This is a genomic window from Pseudomonas sp. NFR02 (genome assembly GCF_900119375.1).
Classification (GTDB): Bacteria; Pseudomonadota; Gammaproteobacteria; order Pseudomonadales; family Pseudomonadaceae; genus Aquipseudomonas; species Aquipseudomonas paracarnis.
Genome location: NZ_FPJJ01000001.1, coordinates 257,183 through 275,361, shown reverse-complemented (window position 1 = coordinate 275,361; position 18,179 = coordinate 257,183). Strand labels below are relative to the sequence as shown.

General features: G+C 62.2%; 22 protein-coding genes. All 22 read right to left on the bottom strand.

Annotation, left to right across the window (positions count from 1 at the left end; translation table 11 throughout):
- Positions 1-337: 337 nt before the first annotated feature.
- Positions 338-541, bottom strand: a complete 204-nt coding sequence (locus BT199_RS01295; protein WP_072433704.1) for a cold-shock protein — start codon at positions 539-541, stop codon at positions 338-340.
- A gap of 33 nt (positions 542-574) precedes the next feature.
- On the bottom strand, positions 575-778 hold the full coding sequence (locus BT199_RS01290) for a hypothetical protein (protein ID WP_072433703.1): 204 nt from the start codon (positions 776-778) through the stop codon (positions 575-577).
- 148 nt (positions 779-926) lie between these two features.
- Complete coding sequence (locus BT199_RS01285) at positions 927-1,109, bottom strand: cold-shock protein (RefSeq protein ID WP_072433702.1); 183 nt, start codon at positions 1,107-1,109, stop codon at positions 927-929.
- A 100-nt stretch (positions 1,110-1,209) separates the two neighbouring features.
- A complete protein-coding gene (gene flhB, locus BT199_RS01280) occupies positions 1,210-2,346 on the bottom strand; it encodes a flagellar biosynthesis protein FlhB (protein WP_072433701.1) in 1,137 nt (378 codons plus the stop codon).
- 3 nt (positions 2,347-2,349) lie between these two features.
- A complete protein-coding gene (gene fliR, locus BT199_RS01275) occupies positions 2,350-3,135 on the bottom strand; it encodes a flagellar biosynthetic protein FliR (protein ID WP_005790062.1) in 786 nt (261 codons plus the stop codon).
- 4 nt (positions 3,136-3,139) lie between these two features.
- Entirely contained in the window at positions 3,140-3,409 is a 270-nt protein-coding gene (fliQ, locus tag BT199_RS01270) for a flagellar biosynthesis protein FliQ (protein ID WP_003192936.1), read from the bottom strand.
- 4 nt (positions 3,410-3,413) lie between these two features.
- A complete protein-coding gene (fliP, locus tag BT199_RS01265) occupies positions 3,414-4,157 on the bottom strand; it encodes a flagellar type III secretion system pore protein FliP (RefSeq protein ID WP_003192937.1) in 744 nt (247 codons plus the stop codon).
- Positions 4,157-4,591 carry a flagellar biosynthetic protein FliO gene (gene fliO, locus BT199_RS01260; protein ID WP_072433700.1) on the bottom strand — a complete coding sequence of 145 codons (435 nt, stop codon included), beginning with the start codon at positions 4,589-4,591 and terminating at the stop codon, positions 4,157-4,159. Before fliO ends, fliP begins: the two co-directional genes overlap by 1 nt.
- Position 4,592: 1 nt before the next feature.
- On the bottom strand, positions 4,593-5,060 hold the full coding sequence (gene fliN / locus BT199_RS01255; RefSeq protein WP_003192941.1) for a flagellar motor switch protein FliN: 468 nt from the start codon (positions 5,058-5,060) through the stop codon (positions 4,593-4,595).
- Between the two features lie 43 nt (positions 5,061-5,103).
- Positions 5,104-6,072 (bottom strand): flagellar motor switch protein FliM, encoded by a 969-nt coding sequence (gene fliM / locus BT199_RS01250; protein ID WP_014719344.1) that lies wholly within the window; start codon positions 6,070-6,072, stop codon positions 5,104-5,106.
- 9 nt (positions 6,073-6,081) lie between these two features.
- Complete coding sequence (gene fliL / locus BT199_RS01245) at positions 6,082-6,582, bottom strand: flagellar basal body-associated protein FliL (RefSeq protein ID WP_014719345.1); 501 nt, start codon at positions 6,580-6,582, stop codon at positions 6,082-6,084.
- A 262-nt stretch (positions 6,583-6,844) separates the two neighbouring features.
- On the bottom strand, positions 6,845-8,149 hold the full coding sequence (locus BT199_RS01240) for a flagellar hook-length control protein FliK (RefSeq protein WP_072433699.1): 1,305 nt from the start codon (positions 8,147-8,149) through the stop codon (positions 6,845-6,847).
- An 84-nt stretch (positions 8,150-8,233) separates the two neighbouring features.
- The gene (locus BT199_RS01235) at positions 8,234-8,581 is read right to left on the bottom strand and encodes an Hpt domain-containing protein (RefSeq protein WP_014719347.1); all 348 of its coding nucleotides are present in this window, start codon (positions 8,579-8,581) and stop codon (positions 8,234-8,236) included.
- A 30-nt stretch (positions 8,582-8,611) separates the two neighbouring features.
- Entirely contained in the window at positions 8,612-10,330 is a 1,719-nt protein-coding gene (locus BT199_RS01230) for a fused response regulator/phosphatase (RefSeq protein ID WP_072433698.1), read from the bottom strand.
- Positions 10,327-10,632: an STAS domain-containing protein gene (locus BT199_RS01225; RefSeq protein ID WP_072433697.1), complete on the bottom strand. Its 306-nt coding sequence runs from the start codon at positions 10,630-10,632 to the stop codon at positions 10,327-10,329. Before BT199_RS01225 ends, BT199_RS01230 begins: the two co-directional genes overlap by 4 nt.
- Positions 10,633-10,815: 183 nt before the next feature.
- Positions 10,816-11,265: a flagellar export protein FliJ gene (gene fliJ / locus BT199_RS01220; RefSeq protein ID WP_003192954.1), complete on the bottom strand. Its 450-nt coding sequence runs from the start codon at positions 11,263-11,265 to the stop codon at positions 10,816-10,818.
- Between the two features lie 3 nt (positions 11,266-11,268).
- On the bottom strand, positions 11,269-12,627 hold the full coding sequence (fliI, locus tag BT199_RS01215) for a flagellar protein export ATPase FliI (protein WP_003192955.1): 1,359 nt from the start codon (positions 12,625-12,627) through the stop codon (positions 11,269-11,271).
- Entirely contained in the window at positions 12,617-13,381 is a 765-nt protein-coding gene (fliH, locus tag BT199_RS01210) for a flagellar assembly protein FliH (protein ID WP_014719350.1), read from the bottom strand. Before fliH ends, fliI begins: the two co-directional genes overlap by 11 nt.
- 10 nt (positions 13,382-13,391) lie before the next feature.
- A complete protein-coding gene (gene fliG / locus BT199_RS01205; protein WP_003192957.1) occupies positions 13,392-14,408 on the bottom strand; it encodes a flagellar motor switch protein FliG in 1,017 nt (338 codons plus the stop codon).
- Positions 14,401-16,176, bottom strand: a complete 1,776-nt coding sequence (gene fliF, locus BT199_RS01200; RefSeq protein ID WP_014719351.1) for a flagellar basal-body MS-ring/collar protein FliF — start codon at positions 16,174-16,176, stop codon at positions 14,401-14,403. The genes fliG and fliF overlap by 8 nt, the downstream gene beginning before the upstream one ends.
- A gap of 16 nt (positions 16,177-16,192) precedes the next feature.
- On the bottom strand, positions 16,193-16,522 hold the full coding sequence (fliE, locus tag BT199_RS01195) for a flagellar hook-basal body complex protein FliE (protein WP_003192959.1): 330 nt from the start codon (positions 16,520-16,522) through the stop codon (positions 16,193-16,195).
- Between the two features lie 275 nt (positions 16,523-16,797).
- A complete protein-coding gene (locus BT199_RS01190) occupies positions 16,798-18,174 on the bottom strand; it encodes a sigma-54-dependent transcriptional regulator (RefSeq protein WP_019818386.1) in 1,377 nt (458 codons plus the stop codon).
- Positions 18,175-18,179 lie beyond the last annotated feature (5 nt).

Sequence of the window (18,179 nt, the reverse complement as noted above, 5' to 3'; positions counted from 1 at the left end):
GGCGCACGACTTGAGCACTCTGCAAGGGTGACGCAGAGCGTCACGCGATGCGTTCCCCACGCGGGAGCGTGGGAACGATCAAAAGGCTTGATACCTGAGGCTAGAACAATAACGCGGTTCCCTGGATCATTCCCACGCTCTGCGTGGGAATGCCGCCTGGGACGCTCCGCGTCCCGAGCCAGGCGCACGACTTGAGCACTCTGCAAGGGTGTGACGCAGAGCGTCATGGATGCGTTCCCACGCGGGAGCGTGGGAACGATCAAAGCAACTGATACCACGGTCCAATGTGGGAGTAAGCCCTCCCACATTTTCGCGTGGAAATGACCGGATGAGCGTCTTAAAGAGGCCGTATATTCTCGGCCTGCGGGCCTTTTGGGCCTTGCGTGACTTCATATTCCACTTTTTCGTTCTCTTCCAGGATTCTTTCCCCACTCGACGCAATTGCCGAGTAATGGGCAAAAACATCCGCCCCGCCATCATCTGGCGCAATAAAACCAAACCCCTTGTCCGCGCTAAACCACTTCACAGTGCCAGTTGCCATCGCCGCTCTCCCTACACTTCGCCAAGGACCCGATCAATTGGCGTTGACCGCATTGACGGGCAATGCATACACGCCCAAGGGTCGCTGAATCATCTGAAACCTCATGCGCTCACCCACCGAAAACTCAGGCTGGTGCCAATCTTCCACATCGATAAACACTTCCTCGCCGTCATCCCGCACAATCAACCACTCCTTTCTAATCCAGTCATAAGCTATGACAGTCCCCTTAGCTTCCATATCGCCCTCCCTGCATCTCGTTTACTACATGCGCGCAGTGCATGACGTAATGAAACCGTGAGAAGCAGCGGCTGGCTACTGTCAAAGTTGACAGGTAGATGCGAGTGGTCGACGGGTGGTAGGGGATTAGCTGCGAAGCGAACCCGGATCAGGTATCCGGCGACATTTTTCGCTGGCGTTTTTTGGGGAGCTTGAGGGGGGTTGGCGGCGCATGGGCTTCACTGCATTCAGTGCCCGTCGACTGAGCGGACACCTGATTGCCATCGCGATCCCGGGCAATAAAACCGATGCCCTTGACCGCATCGAACCACCTGACCGTGCCCCTGTCCATCACCGCCTCCCGAGCCGCACATGGCTGCGCGTCTCATCGCTGTATCAAACAGTGAAGGCGGCGTAATGGCTACTGTCAAAGTTGACAGGTCGAAAAGAAATCAGGTGTCGCGACGCAAATCCGGCGGAATCGGCAGGTCCTTGAGCGGATCCGGCCGCTTGCCCTTGCCGGCGCGGTATTGGCGGATCTGGTAGACGTAGGCCAATACCTGCGCCACCGCCAGATACAGGCCCGCCGGGATTTCCTGGTCGAGGTCCGTGGAGTAAAAGATCGACCGCGCCAGCGCCGGCGATTCCAGCAGCAGAATGTCGTTGGCCACCGCGATTTCGCGGATTTTCAACGCGGTAAAATCACTGCCCTTGGCCAGCAGCATCGGTGCGCCGCCCTTCTCCGGGTCGTACTTAAGCGCTACGGCGTAGTGAGTCGGGTTGGTGATGACCACATCGGCGTCGGGCACCGAGGCCATCATCTTGCGCTGGGACATTTCCCGCTGCAGTTGGCGGATGCGTTGCTTGACCTCGGGGCGGCCTTCCTGATCCTTGTGCTCGTCGCGCACTTCCTGCTTGGTCATCAGCAGTTTCTTGTGGCTTTCCCACAGTTGGATCGGCGCATCCACGGCGGCGATCAGGATCAGCCCGAGGGCCATCCACAGTGCGCTCCAGCCCACCACCTGCACGCTGTGGATGATCGCCGATTCCAGCGGTTCATGGGCAATGCGCAGCAAGTCGTCGATGTCGGATGACAACACCGCCAACGCCACGAACAGAATCAGGAAAAACTTGGCCAGGGCCTTGAGCAATTCAATCAGGGCCTTGGCAGAGAACATGCGCTTGAGCCCCGCCCCCGGGTTCATGCGGCTGAACTTGGGCGCCATGCTGCCCGCGGCAAACAGCCAACCGCCGAGGGCCACCGGGCCGATCAGCGCGGCCAGCAACAAGGTGATCAGGATCGGCTGCACCGCCAGCAGCGCGATTTTGCCCGAATGCAGCAGGTACTGGCCCATGGCATCGGGGTTGAGCAACACTTCGCGCGGCAAGCTGAAGTTGTGCTTCATCATCTCCAGCAGGTCCAGCGCCAGGCCACCGCCGTAGATCAGCAAGGCGCCTGCACCGGCGATCATGGTGGCGAAGGTGTTGAGCTCTTTGGAGCGCGCGATCTCACCCTTTTCCCGGGAGTCCTTTTTACGTTTCTCCGTGGGGTCTTCTGTTTTGTCCTGACCACTCTCGCTCTCGGCCATGGCTCAGCGCGCCCGTGCCAGGTCACGTAAGAACTGCAAGGCGTCGGTCGCCAGCGGTTGATACTGATTGAGAATGTCAGCCAGGCCGACCCAGAAAATCCCCATGCCCAACACCAGGGTCAGCGGGAAACCAATCGAGAAGATGTTCAGTTGCGGCGCCGCGCGGGTCATCACGCCGAACGCGATATTGACCACCAGCAGCGCCGTGATCGCCGGCAACACCAGCAACAGCGCCGCGCCCAGCACCCAACCGAGGCGCCCCACCAGTTCCCAGAAGTGGTTGACCACCAAGCCTGCGCCCACCGGCAAGGTGGTGAAACTCTCGGTCAGCACCTCGAACGCCACCAGGTGACCGTTCATGGCCAGGAATAGCAAGGTCACCAGCATGGTCAGAAACTGCCCGATCACCGCCGCCGACACGCCGTTGGTGGGGTCCACCATTGAAGCGAAGCCCATACCCATCTGGATCGAGATGATTTGCCCGGCCACCACGAAAGCCTGGAAGAACAGGGTCAGGGAAAACCCCAGCATGGCGCCGATCAGAATCTGTTCGGCAATCAGCAACAAGGCGCTAAGGTCCAGTGCGTTCACCGGCGGCATCGGCGGCAGGCCCGGCACGATCACCACGGTGATTGCCACAGCGAAATACAGGCGCACACGACGCGGTACCAACGTGGTGCCGAACACCGGCATGGCCATCAACATCGCCGTGACGCGAAACAGCGGCAGGATGAACGAGGCCACCCAGGTACTGATCTGGGTGTCGGTCAAGGCCAGCAAGGATTGCATCGGCTCAGCCGATCAACTGCGGAATACTGCCGTACAACTGCAGGATGTATTCCATGAAGGTTTGCACCAGCCACGGGCCGGCGACGATCAGGGTCACCAGCATCACCAGCAGGCGCGGCAGAAAGCTCAGGGTTTGTTCGTTGATCTGGGTAGCCGCCTGGAACATCGCCACCAGCAGGCCCACCAACAGACTGGGCACCACCAGCACGGCGACCATCAGGGTGGTCAGCCACAGCGCTTCACGGAACAGGTCAACGGCGACTTCTGGCGTCATAGCGCTATACCCCTCCAAAACTGCCGGCCAGGGTGCCAATAATCAGCGCCCAGCCGTCCACCAGCACAAACAGCATGATCTTGAACGGCAGCGAGATGATCAACGGTGACAGCATCATCATACCCATGGCCATCAGCACGCTCGCCACCACTAGGTCGATGATCAGGAACGGGATGAAGATCATGAAGCCAATCTGGAACGCGGTCTTCAGTTCGGAGGTGACGAACGCCGGCACCAGAATAGTCAGCGGCGCCTGGTCCGGGGTAGCGATGTCGGTGCGCTTGGACAGGCGCATGAACAGCTCAAGGTCGCTGGAGCGGGTTTGCGACAGCATGAAGTCCTTGATCGGGCCCTGAGCCTTGTCGATGGCATCCTGGGCTGTGAGCTTTTCCGCCAGATAAGGTTGCAGGGCTTGCTGGTTCACCTTGTCGAACACCGGCGCCATGATGAACAGCGTCAAAAACAGCGCCATGCCGGTGAGGATCTGGTTCGATGGCGTCTGCTGCAGGCCCAGGGCCTGGCGCAGGATCGAGAAGACGATGATGATCCGCGTAAAGCTGGTCATCAGCATGACGAACGCCGGGATAAAACTCAGCGCCGTCATGATCAGCAGGATCTGCAGGCTGACCGAATATTCCTGCGCGCCCGCCGCGTTGGTGCCCAGGGTGATCGCCGGGATCGACAACGGGTCGGCGCCCAGGGCCATCGGTGCGGCCAGCAACAGCATGAGCGTCAACAAAACGCGCATTACTTCTTATCCTTCTGATCCTTGCCCAGCAACTCCATCAGGCGCTGGGCGAATTCTGGCGTGGCGGCTTCGGTCTTGACCGCGTCCACCGGGGTCTTGAGTACATGCAGCGGGGTGATGCGGCCGGGGGTGATGCCGAGCAGGATCTGCTCCTCGCCCACCTGCACCAGCACCAGCCGATCACGCGGGCCGAGGGCGCGCGAGCCCACCAGCTCGATCACTTGGCCGTTGCCCGGGCCGATGCGCTGCACGCGGCGCATCAACCAGGCCAGCACGAAGATCAGGCCAATCACCAGCAACAGGCCCAGCACCAGTTGCGTCAACTGCCCACTGACACTGCCGACCGCTGGCGTCGCAGCCACCTGCGCCACCGGCTCCGCCGCCAGGGCGCTCAATGGCAGCGCCAGCAACAGTCCCGCCATCAAGTACTTCATCTCAGCGCAACTTCTTGATGCGTTCGCTCGGGCTGATCACGTCGGTCAGGCGGATGCCGAACTTCTCGTTGACCACCACCACCTCGCCATGGGCAATCAGGGTGCCGTTGACCAGCACGTCCAACGGCTCGCCGGCCAGGCGGTCCAGCTCGATCACCGAGCCTTGGTTGAGCTGCAACAGGTTGCGGATGTTGATTTCGGTGCTGCCCACTTCCATGGAAATCGACACCGGGATGTCGAGGATCACATCCAGGTTCGGGCCGTCGAGGCTCACCGGGTCGTTGTTCTTCGGCACGCTGCCGAATTCTTCCATGGCCAGGCGGTTGCCGGCCGGCGCGGTAGCGGCGTCGGCGGCCAGCAGCGCGTCGATGTCGTCCTGGCCAACATCGCCGGTTTCTTCCAGGGCCGCAGCCCACTCGTCAGCCAGGGCCTGGTCTTCGGCGGAAGTGTTTTCGTGTTCGGTAGCCATTACATGTCCTCGGCGCAGCAAACAATCATGAATTGGGGGTGAATCAGCGGCGGTTGATCGGCTCAACCACTTGCAGCGCCAGGTTGCCCTTGTGGGAACCGAGCTTGACCTTGAATGACGGCACGCCGTTGGCGCGCATGATCAACTCTTCCGGCAAGTCGACGGGGATGATGTCCCCAGGCGCCATGTGCAAAATATCGCGCAGGCGCAACTGACGGCGGGCCACGGTGGCGCTCAACGGCACGTCGACGTCCAGCAGGTCTTCGCGCAGGGCCTTGACCCAGCGTTCGTCCTGGTCGTCGAGGTCGGACTGGAAGCCGGCGTCGAGCATTTCGCGCACCGGCTCGATCATCGAGTACGGCATGGTCACGTGCAGGTCGCCGCCACCGCCATCGAGTTCGATGTGGAAGGTCGACACCACAATGGCCTCGCTCGGCCCGACGATGTTGGCCATGGCCGGGTTCACTTCCGAGTTGATGTACTCGAAGTTGACTTCCATGATCGCCTGCCAGGCTTCCTTCAAGTCGATGAAGGCCTGCTCCAGCACCATGCGTACCACGCGCAGTTCGGTGGGGGTGAATTCACGCCCTTCGATCTTGGCGTGACGGCCGTCGCCGCCGAAGAAGTTGTCCACCAGCTTGAACACCAGCTTGGCGTCGAGGATGAACAGCGCAGTGCCGCGCAACGGCTTGATCTTGACCAGGTTGAGGCTGGTGGGCACGTACAGCGAGTGTACGTATTCACCGAACTTCATCACCTGCACACCGCCCACGGCCACGTCCGCCGAGCGGCGCAGCATGTTGAACATGCTGATGCGGGTGTAGCGGGCAAAGCGTTCGTTGATCATCTCCAGGGTCGGCATGCGTCCCCGCACGATGCGATCCTGACTGGTCAGGTCATAACTTTTGACGCTGCCGGGTTCGGCAGCCATTTCGGTCTGTACCAGACCATCGTCCACGCCATGCAACAGCGCATCGATTTCATCCTGGGACAGCAGGTCTTGCACGGCCATGTCGTGATCCTACTGCAATACGAAGTTAGTGAAGAGCGCCTGCTCGACCACAACTTTGCCGAGTTCTTTCTGGGCCACTTCCTGCACGCTGGCAGTGACCTTCTGGCGCAGCATTTCCTGGCCGACTGGCGTGGCCAGGCTGTCGAAGCTCTGCCCGGAGAACAGCATCACCAGGTTGTTGCGAATCACCGGCATATGCACCTTGAGGGCATCCAGATCCGCTTGGTTGCGCGCCAACAAGGTGATGCTCACCTGCAGGTAGCGTTGACGACCATTCTGGTTGTAGTTGGCGACAAAGGCCGGAAGCATCTGTTCGAAGATTGCCGGTTGCTTGACGTTCGTGGCGGCTTCGGCGGCGGGCGCCGGTTTGCTTGCACTGCTGTGCATGATGTACCAGGTGCCGCCCACCGACGCACCGATGGCCAGAAGCAGGCCCAGCACAATCATCAGGATCAGCTTGAGCTTGCCTTTGCCTGCGGGGGGAGTTGCTGCGTCGTCGCTCTTCGCCATGCCAATAATCCGTCACTATTCGGGGATTCGTAGATCTATGGCAAGGCAAGAGCAAGTGTTATGCCAGAGTTGGCTGGCAGGCGCAGGAAGATGATCGTTCCCACGCTCTGCGTGGGAATGCATCCTGTGACGCTACGCGTCACCGTGCGCAACGGTCGAAAACATCGCCGACTTCGGGACGCGGAGCGTCCGGGGTGGCATTCCCACGCAGAGCGTGGGAACGATCAGCCAGCTCCCACACTGACCGGGTTTGAGCAGGAAGTCAGGCGTAGTAGTCGACCGCGCTGGAGCCGATCACGCTCTGGCTCACGGGCGCTGCCACTTCGGCCACGTCCACAGGGCCACCGGCGTCGCCGCTGTCAGCGCGCCTGCCGCTGCTACTGACGCCTCGCGCCTGGCTCTGCTGTTGCTGCTGGTCCTGGCCCCGCGACTGGTCGGAGACATTCACATCCACCTGCCCCATGCCCTGCTGGGCAAACATCTCGCGCAAACGGCCAGACTGGCTTTCCAGCGCTTCACGCACCACCGCATGGCCGCTCATGAAGTTGACCTGGGCCTGCTGGTCCGCCGTCATGTTGACCTTGATGTCCAGGCGCCCCAGCTCAGCGGGCTGCAACTGGATCTCGGCCGACTTGAGGTTGGCGCTGGACAGGTACATCACGCGGTTGACCACCTCTTCGGTCCAGCCGCTCTGGTGCATGGCCAGTGGCGCATTGGTGACGGGCGGCAAGGCATTCGCGGCTTTCGGCGTGGCTGCCTGGGTCAGCGCCGCCAGGCGGTTGGCGAAGTCATCCACACGGGTGTCGCTGCTGGCGTTCTTGAGGTCCTTGAGGCCGTCATCGATCAGCGCGCCGAAGGCCTTGTCGCCCCCCTGGTCGGTGCTGTCCTTGGTGGCTTGCTGGTCGACCATGTTGGCCAGGCCGGCGGCAAAGCTCTGCGCGGCGGTCGGCTGGTCCTGGGGGGTGGGCGCGGCTTTCTGCAGCGCCTGGCTGCTGGCCGAGACGTGACCGCCCTGCTCCATCGCCAGGCGCACGGCCGGCATCGAATCCAGCGGGTCGGCCTCAGGGTCGAAGGCCGGCTGCTTGGGCTCCTCGGTCACAGCAATGAGCGGCTGGGCCTGGTCATCTTCGGCCGTAACGGCAGGCGCTTGTACGGACACAGGGGCCGCCACGGGCGTCACGGCGGCGACCAGCGCCGGGTCGGCCACCGGTTGCTGCGCCAGGGACGGGTCGGCAGGTGGCTCGCCTTCACTGTCAGCGTGGTCGTCGCTCTTGGCCGGCTTGGCAGGCAAGGGATTGCCGCTATCGGCAACCGCTGGCGCGCTGGCGGCAGGTTTATCGTCGCCGGCGGCCGGTTTGGCGCTGGGATCAGAAGCCTTGTCGCGCACGGGTTTGGCTGGCGCGTCGTCGCTCTTGGCCTGCGGCTTGGCAGCTTGCTTGGCAAACACTTGAGCGAAGCCAGCGCCCTTGTCCCGCGGGGCCGCAGGCGCTACCGCAGGCGTGGCGGCCGGCGCTTGAGGCTTGGCCGCAGCAGCAGCCTGAAGAAGCGAATTGGGGGCGACTGGCATAAGTAAGGGTCTCCACTGCATGGGGTCGGGGATGCAGTCTATGGAGGTAGAGCAAGAGTCGGGCCAAGTCAGGCCGATAAAATATCAAACCCCAGAAAACCGCTCCCGCTCATGCTCATAAAGCGGCCGAACCAGCGCAAACTCACGATCAATCTGATCCACCAACGCCCCCAAGTCGGAAGCAGACTTGAAGGACTCGGTCTCCAACCGCTCACACAACGTTGCCAAGCGCAGCGCCCCCAAGTTGCCACTGCTGCCCTTGAAGCTGTGTGCGATACGCCCCAACGTCTTGGCGTCGTCCCGCGCCTTGCGCAGCGCTTGCACGCGCTCTTCAGAGTCATGCAGAAAGGTGTCCAGCAGCGTGGGGTATTCGCTTTCCATGACTTCCTGCAAACCCGACAACACCTCGGGGTCCATATGAATCTCAGCCACTTGCTCGCTCCTTGATCAAGAATCGGCGGATTATGCCAGAGCCGCCCAACAAAACTCCACGCAGACAGTGCGCCCGCCATCGGACCAGCCTACAGCGCTGCTCAGTTGACGCACCAGGCTCAGGCCCCGACCAGACAGACGGTCGATGTCCACGGGGCGCGCTAGCTCTTGCTCCACATCAAAACCCTGCCCGCTGTCTTCGAGGCGCAAGGTCAGTTTGCCGCCCTTGTCGGTGGGTACCACCTGCACATGCACGCGCACGTAACCGCTGTCCAACTGCGCCAGGCGCTCATGGCGCTGGCGATAATACTGCGCAAACCCCTGGGCATCGCGCTTGAGCCGTGAGTCCAGGCCCAGCACGCCATGCTCCAGCGCGTTGGAATACAACTCGGCCATCACACTGTAAAGCGCCCCGCTCTGCGCACGCAGGCCATGGATCTCCAACAGCAGTTGCAGCAGGTACGGCAACGGGTTGTAGGTCCTGAGCGTCTGGGCGCGGAATTCGAAACTCACCGACCAATCCAGCGGGCACGACCGGCCGCTGTCGGCATACATCGGTTCGGCCGCTCGCAAGGGTTGGCCCGCCTGCAACGTGATCTCGACCATGCTGACGTCATCGCGCGCCTGGCCGCGAAAGGCCGCCAGGGCCTGCTCGATGTCCTCGAACAGGCGGTCGGGCTCGCGGTTGGCGGCGAACACCTGCTGCAAGCGCTCGGCGCCGAACAGTTGATCGTTGGCGTCAGCGGTGTCGAGCACGCCGTCGGAAAGCAAAAACACCCGGTCGCCCAACGCCATGGGCCAGACCTCGGTGCTGTCATCGAACGCCTCTGCCGACAACACCCCCAGGGGCAGGTGCCGCGACATCAATGGCGTGCGCCTGCCCGTGGCGACTTCATGCACATAGCCTTCGGGCATGCCGCCGTTCCACACCTCCACCGCCCGCCGCTGGGCGCTCAGGCACAGCAAGGTGGCGCAGCAGAACATGTCCACCGGCAGGATGCGCTTGAGCTTGGCGTTCATTTCCCGCAGGGTCTGCGTGAGGCCGTAGCCCTTGGCGGTCATGCCGTAGAACACTTCGGCCAGGGGCATGGCGCCGATGGCGGCCGGCAAGCCATGGCCGGTGAAATCACCCAGCAACACATGCATGTCACCCGATGGCGTGTAAGCCGCCAGCAACAAGTCGCCATTGAACAACGCATAAGGCGATTGCAGATAGCGGATATTCGGCGCGGCGTTGATGCAACCGGAATGGGCCACCTTGTCGAACACCGCCTTGGCCGCCCGCTGTTCATGCAGCAGGTGTTCGTGGTGCCTGGCGATCAGGTCACGCTGTTGCAAAACCGTGGCTTGCAGGCGGCGCAGGCGGTCCATGGCGTTGATCTTCGCTGCCAGGATCAAGGGGTTATAGGGCTTGGGCAGAAAGTCATCGCCGCCGGCGTCCAGGCACTGGGCCAGGGCTTCGCTTTCGCGCAGCGACGTGAGGAAGATGATCGGCACCAGCGCCTCCCCCGCCAGTTGCTTGATCTGCCGTGCGGCTTCGAAGCCGTCCATCACCGGCATCAGCGCGTCCATCAACACCAGTTGCGGGCGCTCACGGGCAAACACCTCAATCGCTTCGGCGCCGTTGCTGACAGTCAGCACCTGGTGGCCCTGACGGCGGATGATGCTCGCCAGCAACAGGCGGTCGGCGGCGCTGTCTTCGGCGATCAGGATGGTCAGCGCCTCCAGGACAGGGGCCAGGGCGCTCAATTGATATCGAACAGTTTGTCGAAGTTGGAGATGGCGAGGATCTTGCGCACGTCGTTGCTGCTGTTGATCACACTGACTTCGGCGTCATCACCTCCAGCATGATCCCGTAGCAACAGCAGCATGCCGAGGGCTGAACTGTCCATGTAGGTGGCATCCTTGAGGTCGACGATATAGGTCTCGGGCACCTTGTAGAAACGCTCGTAGGCTTCCCGAAACGCCTGGTGGCTGCCGAAATCGAACCGACCCTTGATTGCGATCGTCAACTTCTTCCCGTCCAGGGATACTTCTGACTCGACTGTCATGTGACTGCTTCCTTGTCGTTGCACTAGACACAAGGTGTAGCAGTTGAAGAGCATCTGAGCAACACAGTGAATCAACTGTGGGAGCTGGCTTGCCTGCGGTGGCGGCGTGTCAGCCACTGAATCTTTAACTGAACCACCGCTTTCGCAGGCAAGCCAGCTCCCACACTGGATTTGTGGTGCCGGTTAGAACTGTTCTGGGCGGGGAAGGCGTTGGGACAATTCATCGAGCAGCTTTTGCTCGCGCTTGTCTTCGATGGCTCGCGCTTCGTCGATGTAGCGCTGCACCAGTTTGCGCAGCCCCTCGACCCGGGCAAACGCCTGTTGCCAGGCCTCGCGCGCTTTGTCGAGGTTGGCCTCGTGCCAGGCCAGGCTCTGGCGTTGCTGACCAACGGCGGTTTCAAGCTGATTGAGAAAGCCCTGATACCCCATCAGCCACTGGCCGGATACACCCTGGCTGCCGCGCTCGATCCACTGTTGCTGGTACTCGCCCCGAAAGCGCTCCAGGTCGCCCAGCTTGCTTTGGGCCAGGCGCACCTGGCCCTGGAAGTAACCCAGGCGCTGCACGGCGGCTTTCTCGGCCTTTTCGGCCATGTCCACCACCGGAGCCAGGCGGGCGGCGCGGCTGTTGGCCATGGCTTAGCCGCCCGGCGCCGGGGCGAAGATGGACTGCAAGTGCGACTGGCTCTCGCCCATGGTGATCTTGTCGTTGAGACCCTGGCGCAGGTAGGTCACCAGTTGCGGCTGCAAGGCGATGGCCAGGTCGGTGTCGCGGTCACCACCAGCCACATAGGCGCCGACGCTGATCAGGTCGCGACTTTGCTGGTAACGCGACCACAACTGCTTGAACTGCTGGGCACGGGCCATATGCTCCGGCGTGACCACCGCCGGCATCACCCGGCTGATGGACGCTTCGATGTCGATGGCCGGATAGTGCCCTTCTTCGGCCAGGCGGCGCGACAGCACGATGTGGCCGTCGAGCACACCTCGCGCCGAGTCGGCAATCGGGTCCTGTTGGTCGTCGCCTTCGGACAACACGGTGTAGAACGCGGTGATCGAGCCACCGCCGGCTTCGGCATTACCGGCACGCTCCACCAGCTTGGGCAGCTTGGCGAACACCGATGGCGGGTAACCCTTGGTCGCGGGCGGTTCACCGATGGCCAGGGCGATTTCGCGCTGGGCCTGGGCGAAACGCGTGAGCGAGTCCATCAGCAACAGGACGTTCTTGCCCTTGTCGCGAAAATATTCGGCGATGCGCGTGCAGTACATCGCCGCACGCAGGCGCATCAGCGGTGCATCGTCTGCCGGAGAAGCGACGACAACGGAACGCTTGAGCCCTTCTTCACCGAGGCTGTGCTCGATGAATTCCTTCACTTCGCGGCCCCGCTCGCCGATCAGCCCCACCACGATGATGTCGGCCTCGGTAAAGCGCGTCATCATGCCCAGCAACACCGACTTACCCACGCCAGTACCGGCGAACAGGCCCAGGCGCTGGCCGCGACCGACCGTCAATAAACCGTTGATGCTGCGAATACCCACGTCCAGTGGCACGCTGATGGGGTTGCGCTTGAGCGGATTGATGGTGGGGCCGTCCATCGGCACCCAGTCTTCGGCCTTCATGCCGCCCTTGCCGTCCAGCGCACGGCCGGCCCCGTCGAGTACGCGGCCCAGCATGCTCATGCCCATGGGCAGGCGGCCAGTGTCGGCCAGCGGCACCACGCGGGCGCCGGGGGCAATGCCGGCGAGGCTGCCGACCGGCATCAGAAAAATCTTGCTGCCCGAAAAGCCCATCACCTCGGCTTCGACCTGCACCGGGTGGTAGCTGTCGTCGTTGATCACCAGGCAGCGGCTGCCCATGGCGGCGCGCAGGCCCTCGGCTTCGAGGGTCAGGCCGACCATGCGCAACAGGCGCCCTTCGAGGATCGGCTGGCCGGGCAACTCGGTGGCCTCGGCGTAGCTGCCCAGGCGCTTGGCGAAGCTGGTGCGATCAAGGCGCATCGGTGGCGTCCAGGTCAACGCTCAGGTCCGGCTCGGCGGGGTGCAGGGCTTGTTCATGCAGTTGATCGAACAACTTGGCCATGATCTGGCTGATGCGGGTTTCCACCGTTGCATCGATGCGGCTGTGCTCGGTTTCGACACGGCAACCACCGGGCTGCAACGAAGCGTCTTCGACGATGCGCCAGGTTTCTTCATGGCGCTCGCGCAGGGCTTTGACCTGTTCGAAATCCTGGGGGTTGATGTACAGCCGCACATTGCCGACGCCCAGGGGCAGCAGCTTGAGGGCTTCGCGCATCACGCCTTCGATCTGGCTGGAATCGAGCACCAGTTCGCGCTGGATCACCTGGCGCGCGATGTGCTGCACCAGGCCAACCATGGATTTTTCCAGCTGCGAGTCCTGTTCGGCGATAGGGTCGAACAGGTTGCCCATCAGGCGTTCCAGGCTACCCAACTTGGTGGCCAGCGCCGCTTCGGCCTCCTGGCGAACCTTGAGGGTGGTGCTGCGAAAACCGTCTTTTTCCCCCGCCGCGAAGCCTTCGTTGTAGGCCTCCTGACGAATGGTTTCCAGCTCTTCGAGGGTCAGTGGCTGGACTTCATCCAGTGGCACTTCTTCCATCTCTGCCGGAGGTTCTTCAACCGGTTCAGGCTCAGGCTCCGGCACATGGGGGTCGAAACTGGGCAGCGACCAGATGTCGAAACCACCGACATCCCGCGCGCGAATCAGATCGCTGGGTGCCTCATCTTTATTCGACATGCAAGGCGCCTTAGATCATTTCTTCGCCGCCCTTCCCGCCGAGAACGATTTCTCCGGCTTCGGCCATACGGCGGGCAATGGTGAGGATTTCCTTCTGGGCGGTTTCCACGTCGCTGACGCGCACCGGGCCCTTGGCTTCCAGGTCGTCGCGCAACAGCTCCGAGGCGCGCTTGGACATGTTCTTGAAGATCTTTTCTTTGACGTTTTCGTCCGAGCCCTTGAGCGCCAGCACCAGCACGTCCGAGGAAACTTCGCGCAGCAGCGCCTGGATGCCACGGTCGTCGACATCGGCCAGGTTGTTGAACACGAACATCAGGTCTTCGATCTGGCCGGACAGGGTGTCGTCGATCTCGCGGATCGAGTCCATCAACTGGCCTTCGACCGAGCTGTCGAGGAAGTTCATGATGTCGGCTGCGCGCTTGATGCCACCCAGGGTGGTGCGCGAGGCGTTGGAATTGCCGGAGAACTGCTTCTCCAGAATGGTGTTGAGTTCTTTGAGCGCCGCCGGCTGCACGGTGTTCAACGATGACACACGCAGGATGATGTCCAGGCGCACTTTATGGTCGAAGTGGCCGAGCACTTCACCGGCCTGGTCCGGGTCCAGATAGGCCACCACGATCGCCTGGATCTGCGGGTGCTCATAGCGGATCACGTCGGCCACTGCCCGCGGTTCCATCCACTTGAGGCTGTCCAGGCCGCTGGTGTTGCCACCCAGCAGGATGCGGTCGATCAGGCCGTTGGCCTTGTCTTCGCCCAGGGCCGAGGTGAGCATCTTGCGAATGTAGCTGTCGGAGCCGACGCCCAGGCTGGTCTGGTCGCCGACGATCTCGACGAACTCGCTCATCACCTGCTCGACTTGCTCGCGGTGCACATTGCGCATCTGCGCCATGGCCACGCCGACACGCTGGACCTCTTTGGGGCCCATGTGGCGCAGCACTTGGGCAGCGTCGGTTTCACCCAGGGACAGCAGCAACACAGCGGCTTTGTCGACCCGGGACAGCTTGGCCACAGCGGCTCGATCATTCATCAGCGTTAATCCACTCTTTCACGACCTGAGCCACACGGCCCGGGTCTTCTGCCACCAGACTCTTGATTGCGTTCAACTGAGCGTCATAGCCTTCGCTCGGGCTTGGCAACAGGATGCTTTGCGGGCCGCCAAGGCTGACGCGGTCGTTGGCCAGTTCGCCGTCCAGGCCGCCCATGCCACCCAACTCGACGTCGCCACCGGCCAGTGCCAGTTGCTTCTTGCCGCCACCGGTGATGTTGTTGAGCACCGGGCGCAGTACACCAAACACCAGCACCAGGATGAACAACACGCCCAGCACTTGTTTGACGATGTCCCAGAACCACGGCTGGGTGTAGAACGCAGGGTCAGCGATCACTTCACCGCGCTCGGCGGAGAACGGCATGTTGATCACGCTGACGCTGTCGCCACGGCTGGCGTCGAAGCCAACGGCGTCCTGCACCAGGCGGGTGAAACGGGCCAGTTCGTCAGCCGTCCACGGCGCACGGGTCACCGCGCCGTCTGCCGGGTTGACCTTGACCTGGTCATCGACCACCACCGACACCGACAGACGATTGATCTTGCCCTGTTGCTGCTTGGTGTGGCTGATGGAACGGTCCAGTTCGAAGTTCTTGGTGGACTGGTTACGCTTGTCCGCAGGGTACGGCGCAAGCATCGGCTGGCCGGTGGCCGGGTCCATGATCTGCTGGCCGTTGGCGTCCAGCAATGGCTGGCCAGGCTGGATCGCGCCCGCCGTGGCGGCAGCGCCACCGGTGGTCTGCGGTGCCGAGGCCGGCGCGGGTGGCTGGTTGCTCAGGGCGCCCGGCACACCTTGGGGGCCATTGCTGGCGGTGCGTTGTTCGCTGGTGGACTGCTCGCTGCGCAACGCTGGCTGGTCCGGGTTGAACTGCTCGGAGGTGGACTCGACAGCGCTGAAATCCACATCGGCGGAGACTTCAGCCTTGTAGCGGTCGTTACCCAGTACCGGTTGCAGGATGTTGTGCACGCGCTGGGTGAGCATGCTTTCCATGCGGCGACTGTAGTCGAACTGCTTGCCGGCCTGGGTCAGCGCGGAGTTTTCGGCCATGTCGGACAGCAGGTTGCCCTTCTGGTCCACCACGGTGATTTGCGACTTGCTCAATTCGGGAACACTGGTTGCCACCAGGTTGACGATCGCCAGTACCTGGCCAGGCTCCAGGGAGCGGCCAGCAAACAGCTCGACCAAGACCGAGGCGCTGGGCTTGCGTTCGTCACGCACGAACACCGAGCTTTTCGGAATCGCCAGGTGCACACGGGCGGCCTTGACGTTATTGAGGCTGGAAATGGTGCGCGCCAGTTCGCCTTCCAAGCCACGGCGATAACGGGTGGCTTCCATGAACTGGCTGGTGCCCAGGCCCTGGTCTTTGTCGAGGATCTCGAAGCCGATGTTGCTGTCGGACGGCGCCACACCAGCGGCGGCCAATTTCATGCGTGCGCGGGCGACGTCGTCAGCCTTGACCAGCAAGGCACCTGAGTTGGGCTCCACGGTGTAGGCGATGTCGGCGGCGGCGAGGGTTTCCATGATCTGCTTGGAATCCATGCCCGACAGGCTGCCGTACAGGGGGCGGTAATCGGGTTGCTGCGACCACAGCACCACGGCAAAACCAATCGCCACGCTGGCGGCCAGGCCCACCATCAGGCCCACCTGACGCAGCATGGTCATTTCCGAGAGGTTTTCCAGGAACGACAGGCCAAACAACGGCGGTTTGCCGTCGGCCTTGGCGGGGAGGTTGTCGGAGACTGCTTCAGCCATGACTTAAATCTCGTCCTTAAACCGGCATCTGCATGATGTCTTGATACGCCTGAACCAGCTTGTTACGCACTTGGGTCAAGGCTTGGAAGGACACACTGGCCTTTTGCGAGGCGACCATCACATCGGTGAGGTCCACGCCGCTTTTACCGATCTCGAAGGCCGTCGCCAGCTGGCTGGACGCCTGCTGGGTATCGCTGACTTTATTGATTGCCTGACCGAGCATGTCGGCAAAATTGCTTTGGCCCAATTCCGGCGCTGGCGCGACGGATTTCGGTTGAGCCATGGCGTCCATTTGCATGGCGCGCATATCCAACATCAACCGATTGAACTCAATACCCTGGCTCATGACCTTCTCTCTCCGACGACCCGCAATTTTTTGACACTACGCAGCGGTTACTAGGGGTGGTAGCAACAAGGGTGCCAGCTCTGGAGCAACTCGTAAGAAAAGGCGACAAAGCTTGTCGAACTTGTTACCGCACGTTTTTGGCCCTTCTTACCGCACGGTTTTTTTGTAGGAGCGAGCTTGCTCGCGAAAAACGTCAACGATAACGCGTGCTTCCAGAATGCCCGCGGCGTCTATGGGCTCTTCGCGAGCAAGCTCGCTCCTACACAGGGCATTGGTCATGTGGCGAAAAGATACGCTTCCACATCCATACCGGCGTCGCGCATCTGCGCCAGCTTGTAGCGCAAGGTGCGCGGGCTGATGCCCAGGCGCTCGGCCGCTTCTTTGCGACGGCCGCGCTCGGCGCGCAGGGTGTCGATGATCATCTGAAATTCACGGCGGCGCAGGTCATCACCCAGGGCGCCTGCCGATTCCGCCTCGGCGACCACTGGAGCCGGAGCCAGGCTCGGCAACGGCGCAGCGCCAGTGCCCATGGCCAGGCAGAAATCCTGCGGCTGGATCAAGCCGCCCTGCTGCAAAATCAGCGCACGCTGGATGGCATTATCCAACTCGCGCACGTTGCCCGGCCATGGATAATTGACCAGGCACGCCTGGGCCTCGGGCGACAACCGCGCCTGGGCATGCTTCATTTTTTTGACGTGGTTGTTCAGCAGGCGCTCGGCCAAGGGGATGATATCCGCCGGGCGCTCACGCAATGGGCGCCAGGCCAGCGGGAACACCGACAACCGGTAGAACAGGTCCTCACGGAAGCGCCCCGCCGCCACTTCGCCCGCCAGGTCGCGGTTGGTGGTGGCAACCACGCGAATATCCAGCTGGATCGGCTTGCGCGCGCCCACGCGCTCCACCTCACGTTCCTGCAATACGCGCAGCAACTTGGCTTGCAGGCCCAGGGGCATTTCCGAAATTTCGTCGAGCAGGATGGTGCCGCCGTCGGCCTGTTCGAACTTGCCGGCCTGGGCCGCGATGGCGCCGGTGAACGAGCCCTTTTCATGACCAAACAAGGTGGCTTCGAGCATGTTGTCGGGAATCGCCGCGCAGTTGATCGCAATGAACGGTTGCTGGGCGCGGCTGGACTGCTGGTGGATGTAGCGCGCCAGCACTTCTTTACCGGTACCGGATTCACCGGAAATCAACACAGTGGAATCACTGCGCGCCACCCGCGCGGCCAGTTCCAGCAATTGCGCGCTGGCCGGCTCAAAGGCAATCGGGCCATCGCCCTCGCCCGCCGACGCTACGCCCAGAGCATGTCGGGCCACCAGCTCGATCAGCGCCTTGGGCTCGAACGGTTTGACCAGGTAATCCGCCGCGCCCTGACGCATGGCATCCACTGCCCGCTCCACCGCGCCATGGGCGGTCATCAGCAGCACCGGCAGTTGCGGCTGGCGCACGCGCAGCAGGCCGAGCAATTGATGGCCGTCCATGCCGGGCATGTTGACGTCGCTGACCACCAGACTGAAGGCCTCCTGTTCGACCGCCTCCAAGGCTTCCTCGGCAGAGCCGACCGCACGGTAGTCATGGCCCGCCAGCAGCAGCGTGTCAGCCAATGCTTCACGCAGGGCGCGATCGTCTTCCACCAATAAAACCTTGATAGCCATCATCC

Coding starts and splice junctions, on each gene's coding strand:
- fliF (WP_014719351.1), bottom strand. CDS start 16,176: ATGGCTGAAGCAGTCTCCGACAACCTCCCCGCCAAGGCCGACGGCAAA.
- fliE (WP_003192959.1), bottom strand. CDS start 16,522: ATGAGCCAGGGTATTGAGTTCAATCGGTTGATGTTGGATATGCGCGCC.
- fliP (WP_003192937.1), bottom strand. CDS start 4,157: ATGCGCGTTTTGTTGACGCTCATGCTGTTGCTGGCCGCACCGATGGCC.
- fliI (WP_003192955.1), bottom strand. CDS start 12,627: ATGCGCCTTGATCGCACCAGCTTCGCCAAGCGCCTGGGCAGCTACGCC.
- fliO (WP_072433700.1), bottom strand. CDS start 4,591: ATGAAGTACTTGATGGCGGGACTGTTGCTGGCGCTGCCATTGAGCGCC.
- fliH (WP_014719350.1), bottom strand. CDS start 13,381: ATGTCGAATAAAGATGAGGCACCCAGCGATCTGATTCGCGCGCGGGAT.
- BT199_RS01285 (WP_072433702.1), bottom strand. CDS start 1,109: ATGGACAGGGGCACGGTCAGGTGGTTCGATGCGGTCAAGGGCATCGGT.
- fliG (WP_003192957.1), bottom strand. CDS start 14,408: ATGAATGATCGAGCCGCTGTGGCCAAGCTGTCCCGGGTCGACAAAGCC.
- fliR (WP_005790062.1), bottom strand. CDS start 3,135: ATGCAATCCTTGCTGGCCTTGACCGACACCCAGATCAGTACCTGGGTG.
- fliL (WP_014719345.1), bottom strand. CDS start 6,582: ATGGCGAAGAGCGACGACGCAGCAACTCCCCCCGCAGGCAAAGGCAAG.
- fliJ (WP_003192954.1), bottom strand. CDS start 11,265: ATGGCCAACAGCCGCGCCGCCCGCCTGGCTCCGGTGGTGGACATGGCC.
- flhB (WP_072433701.1), bottom strand. CDS start 2,346: ATGGCCGAGAGCGAGAGTGGTCAGGACAAAACAGAAGACCCCACGGAG.
- BT199_RS01225 (WP_072433697.1), bottom strand. CDS start 10,632: ATGACAGTCGAGTCAGAAGTATCCCTGGACGGGAAGAAGTTGACGATC.
- BT199_RS01290 (WP_072433703.1), bottom strand. CDS start 778: ATGGAAGCTAAGGGGACTGTCATAGCTTATGACTGGATTAGAAAGGAG.
- fliN (WP_003192941.1), bottom strand. CDS start 5,060: ATGGCTACCGAACACGAAAACACTTCCGCCGAAGACCAGGCCCTGGCT.
- fliQ (WP_003192936.1), bottom strand. CDS start 3,409: ATGACGCCAGAAGTCGCCGTTGACCTGTTCCGTGAAGCGCTGTGGCTG.
- BT199_RS01190 (WP_019818386.1), bottom strand. CDS start 18,174: ATGGCTATCAAGGTTTTATTGGTGGAAGACGATCGCGCCCTGCGTGAA.
- BT199_RS01295 (WP_072433704.1), bottom strand. CDS start 541: ATGGCAACTGGCACTGTGAAGTGGTTTAGCGCGGACAAGGGGTTTGGT.
- fliM (WP_014719344.1), bottom strand. CDS start 6,072: ATGGCCGTGCAAGACCTGCTGTCCCAGGATGAAATCGATGCGCTGTTG.
- BT199_RS01240 (WP_072433699.1), bottom strand. CDS start 8,149: ATGCCAGTCGCCCCCAATTCGCTTCTTCAGGCTGCTGCTGCGGCCAAG.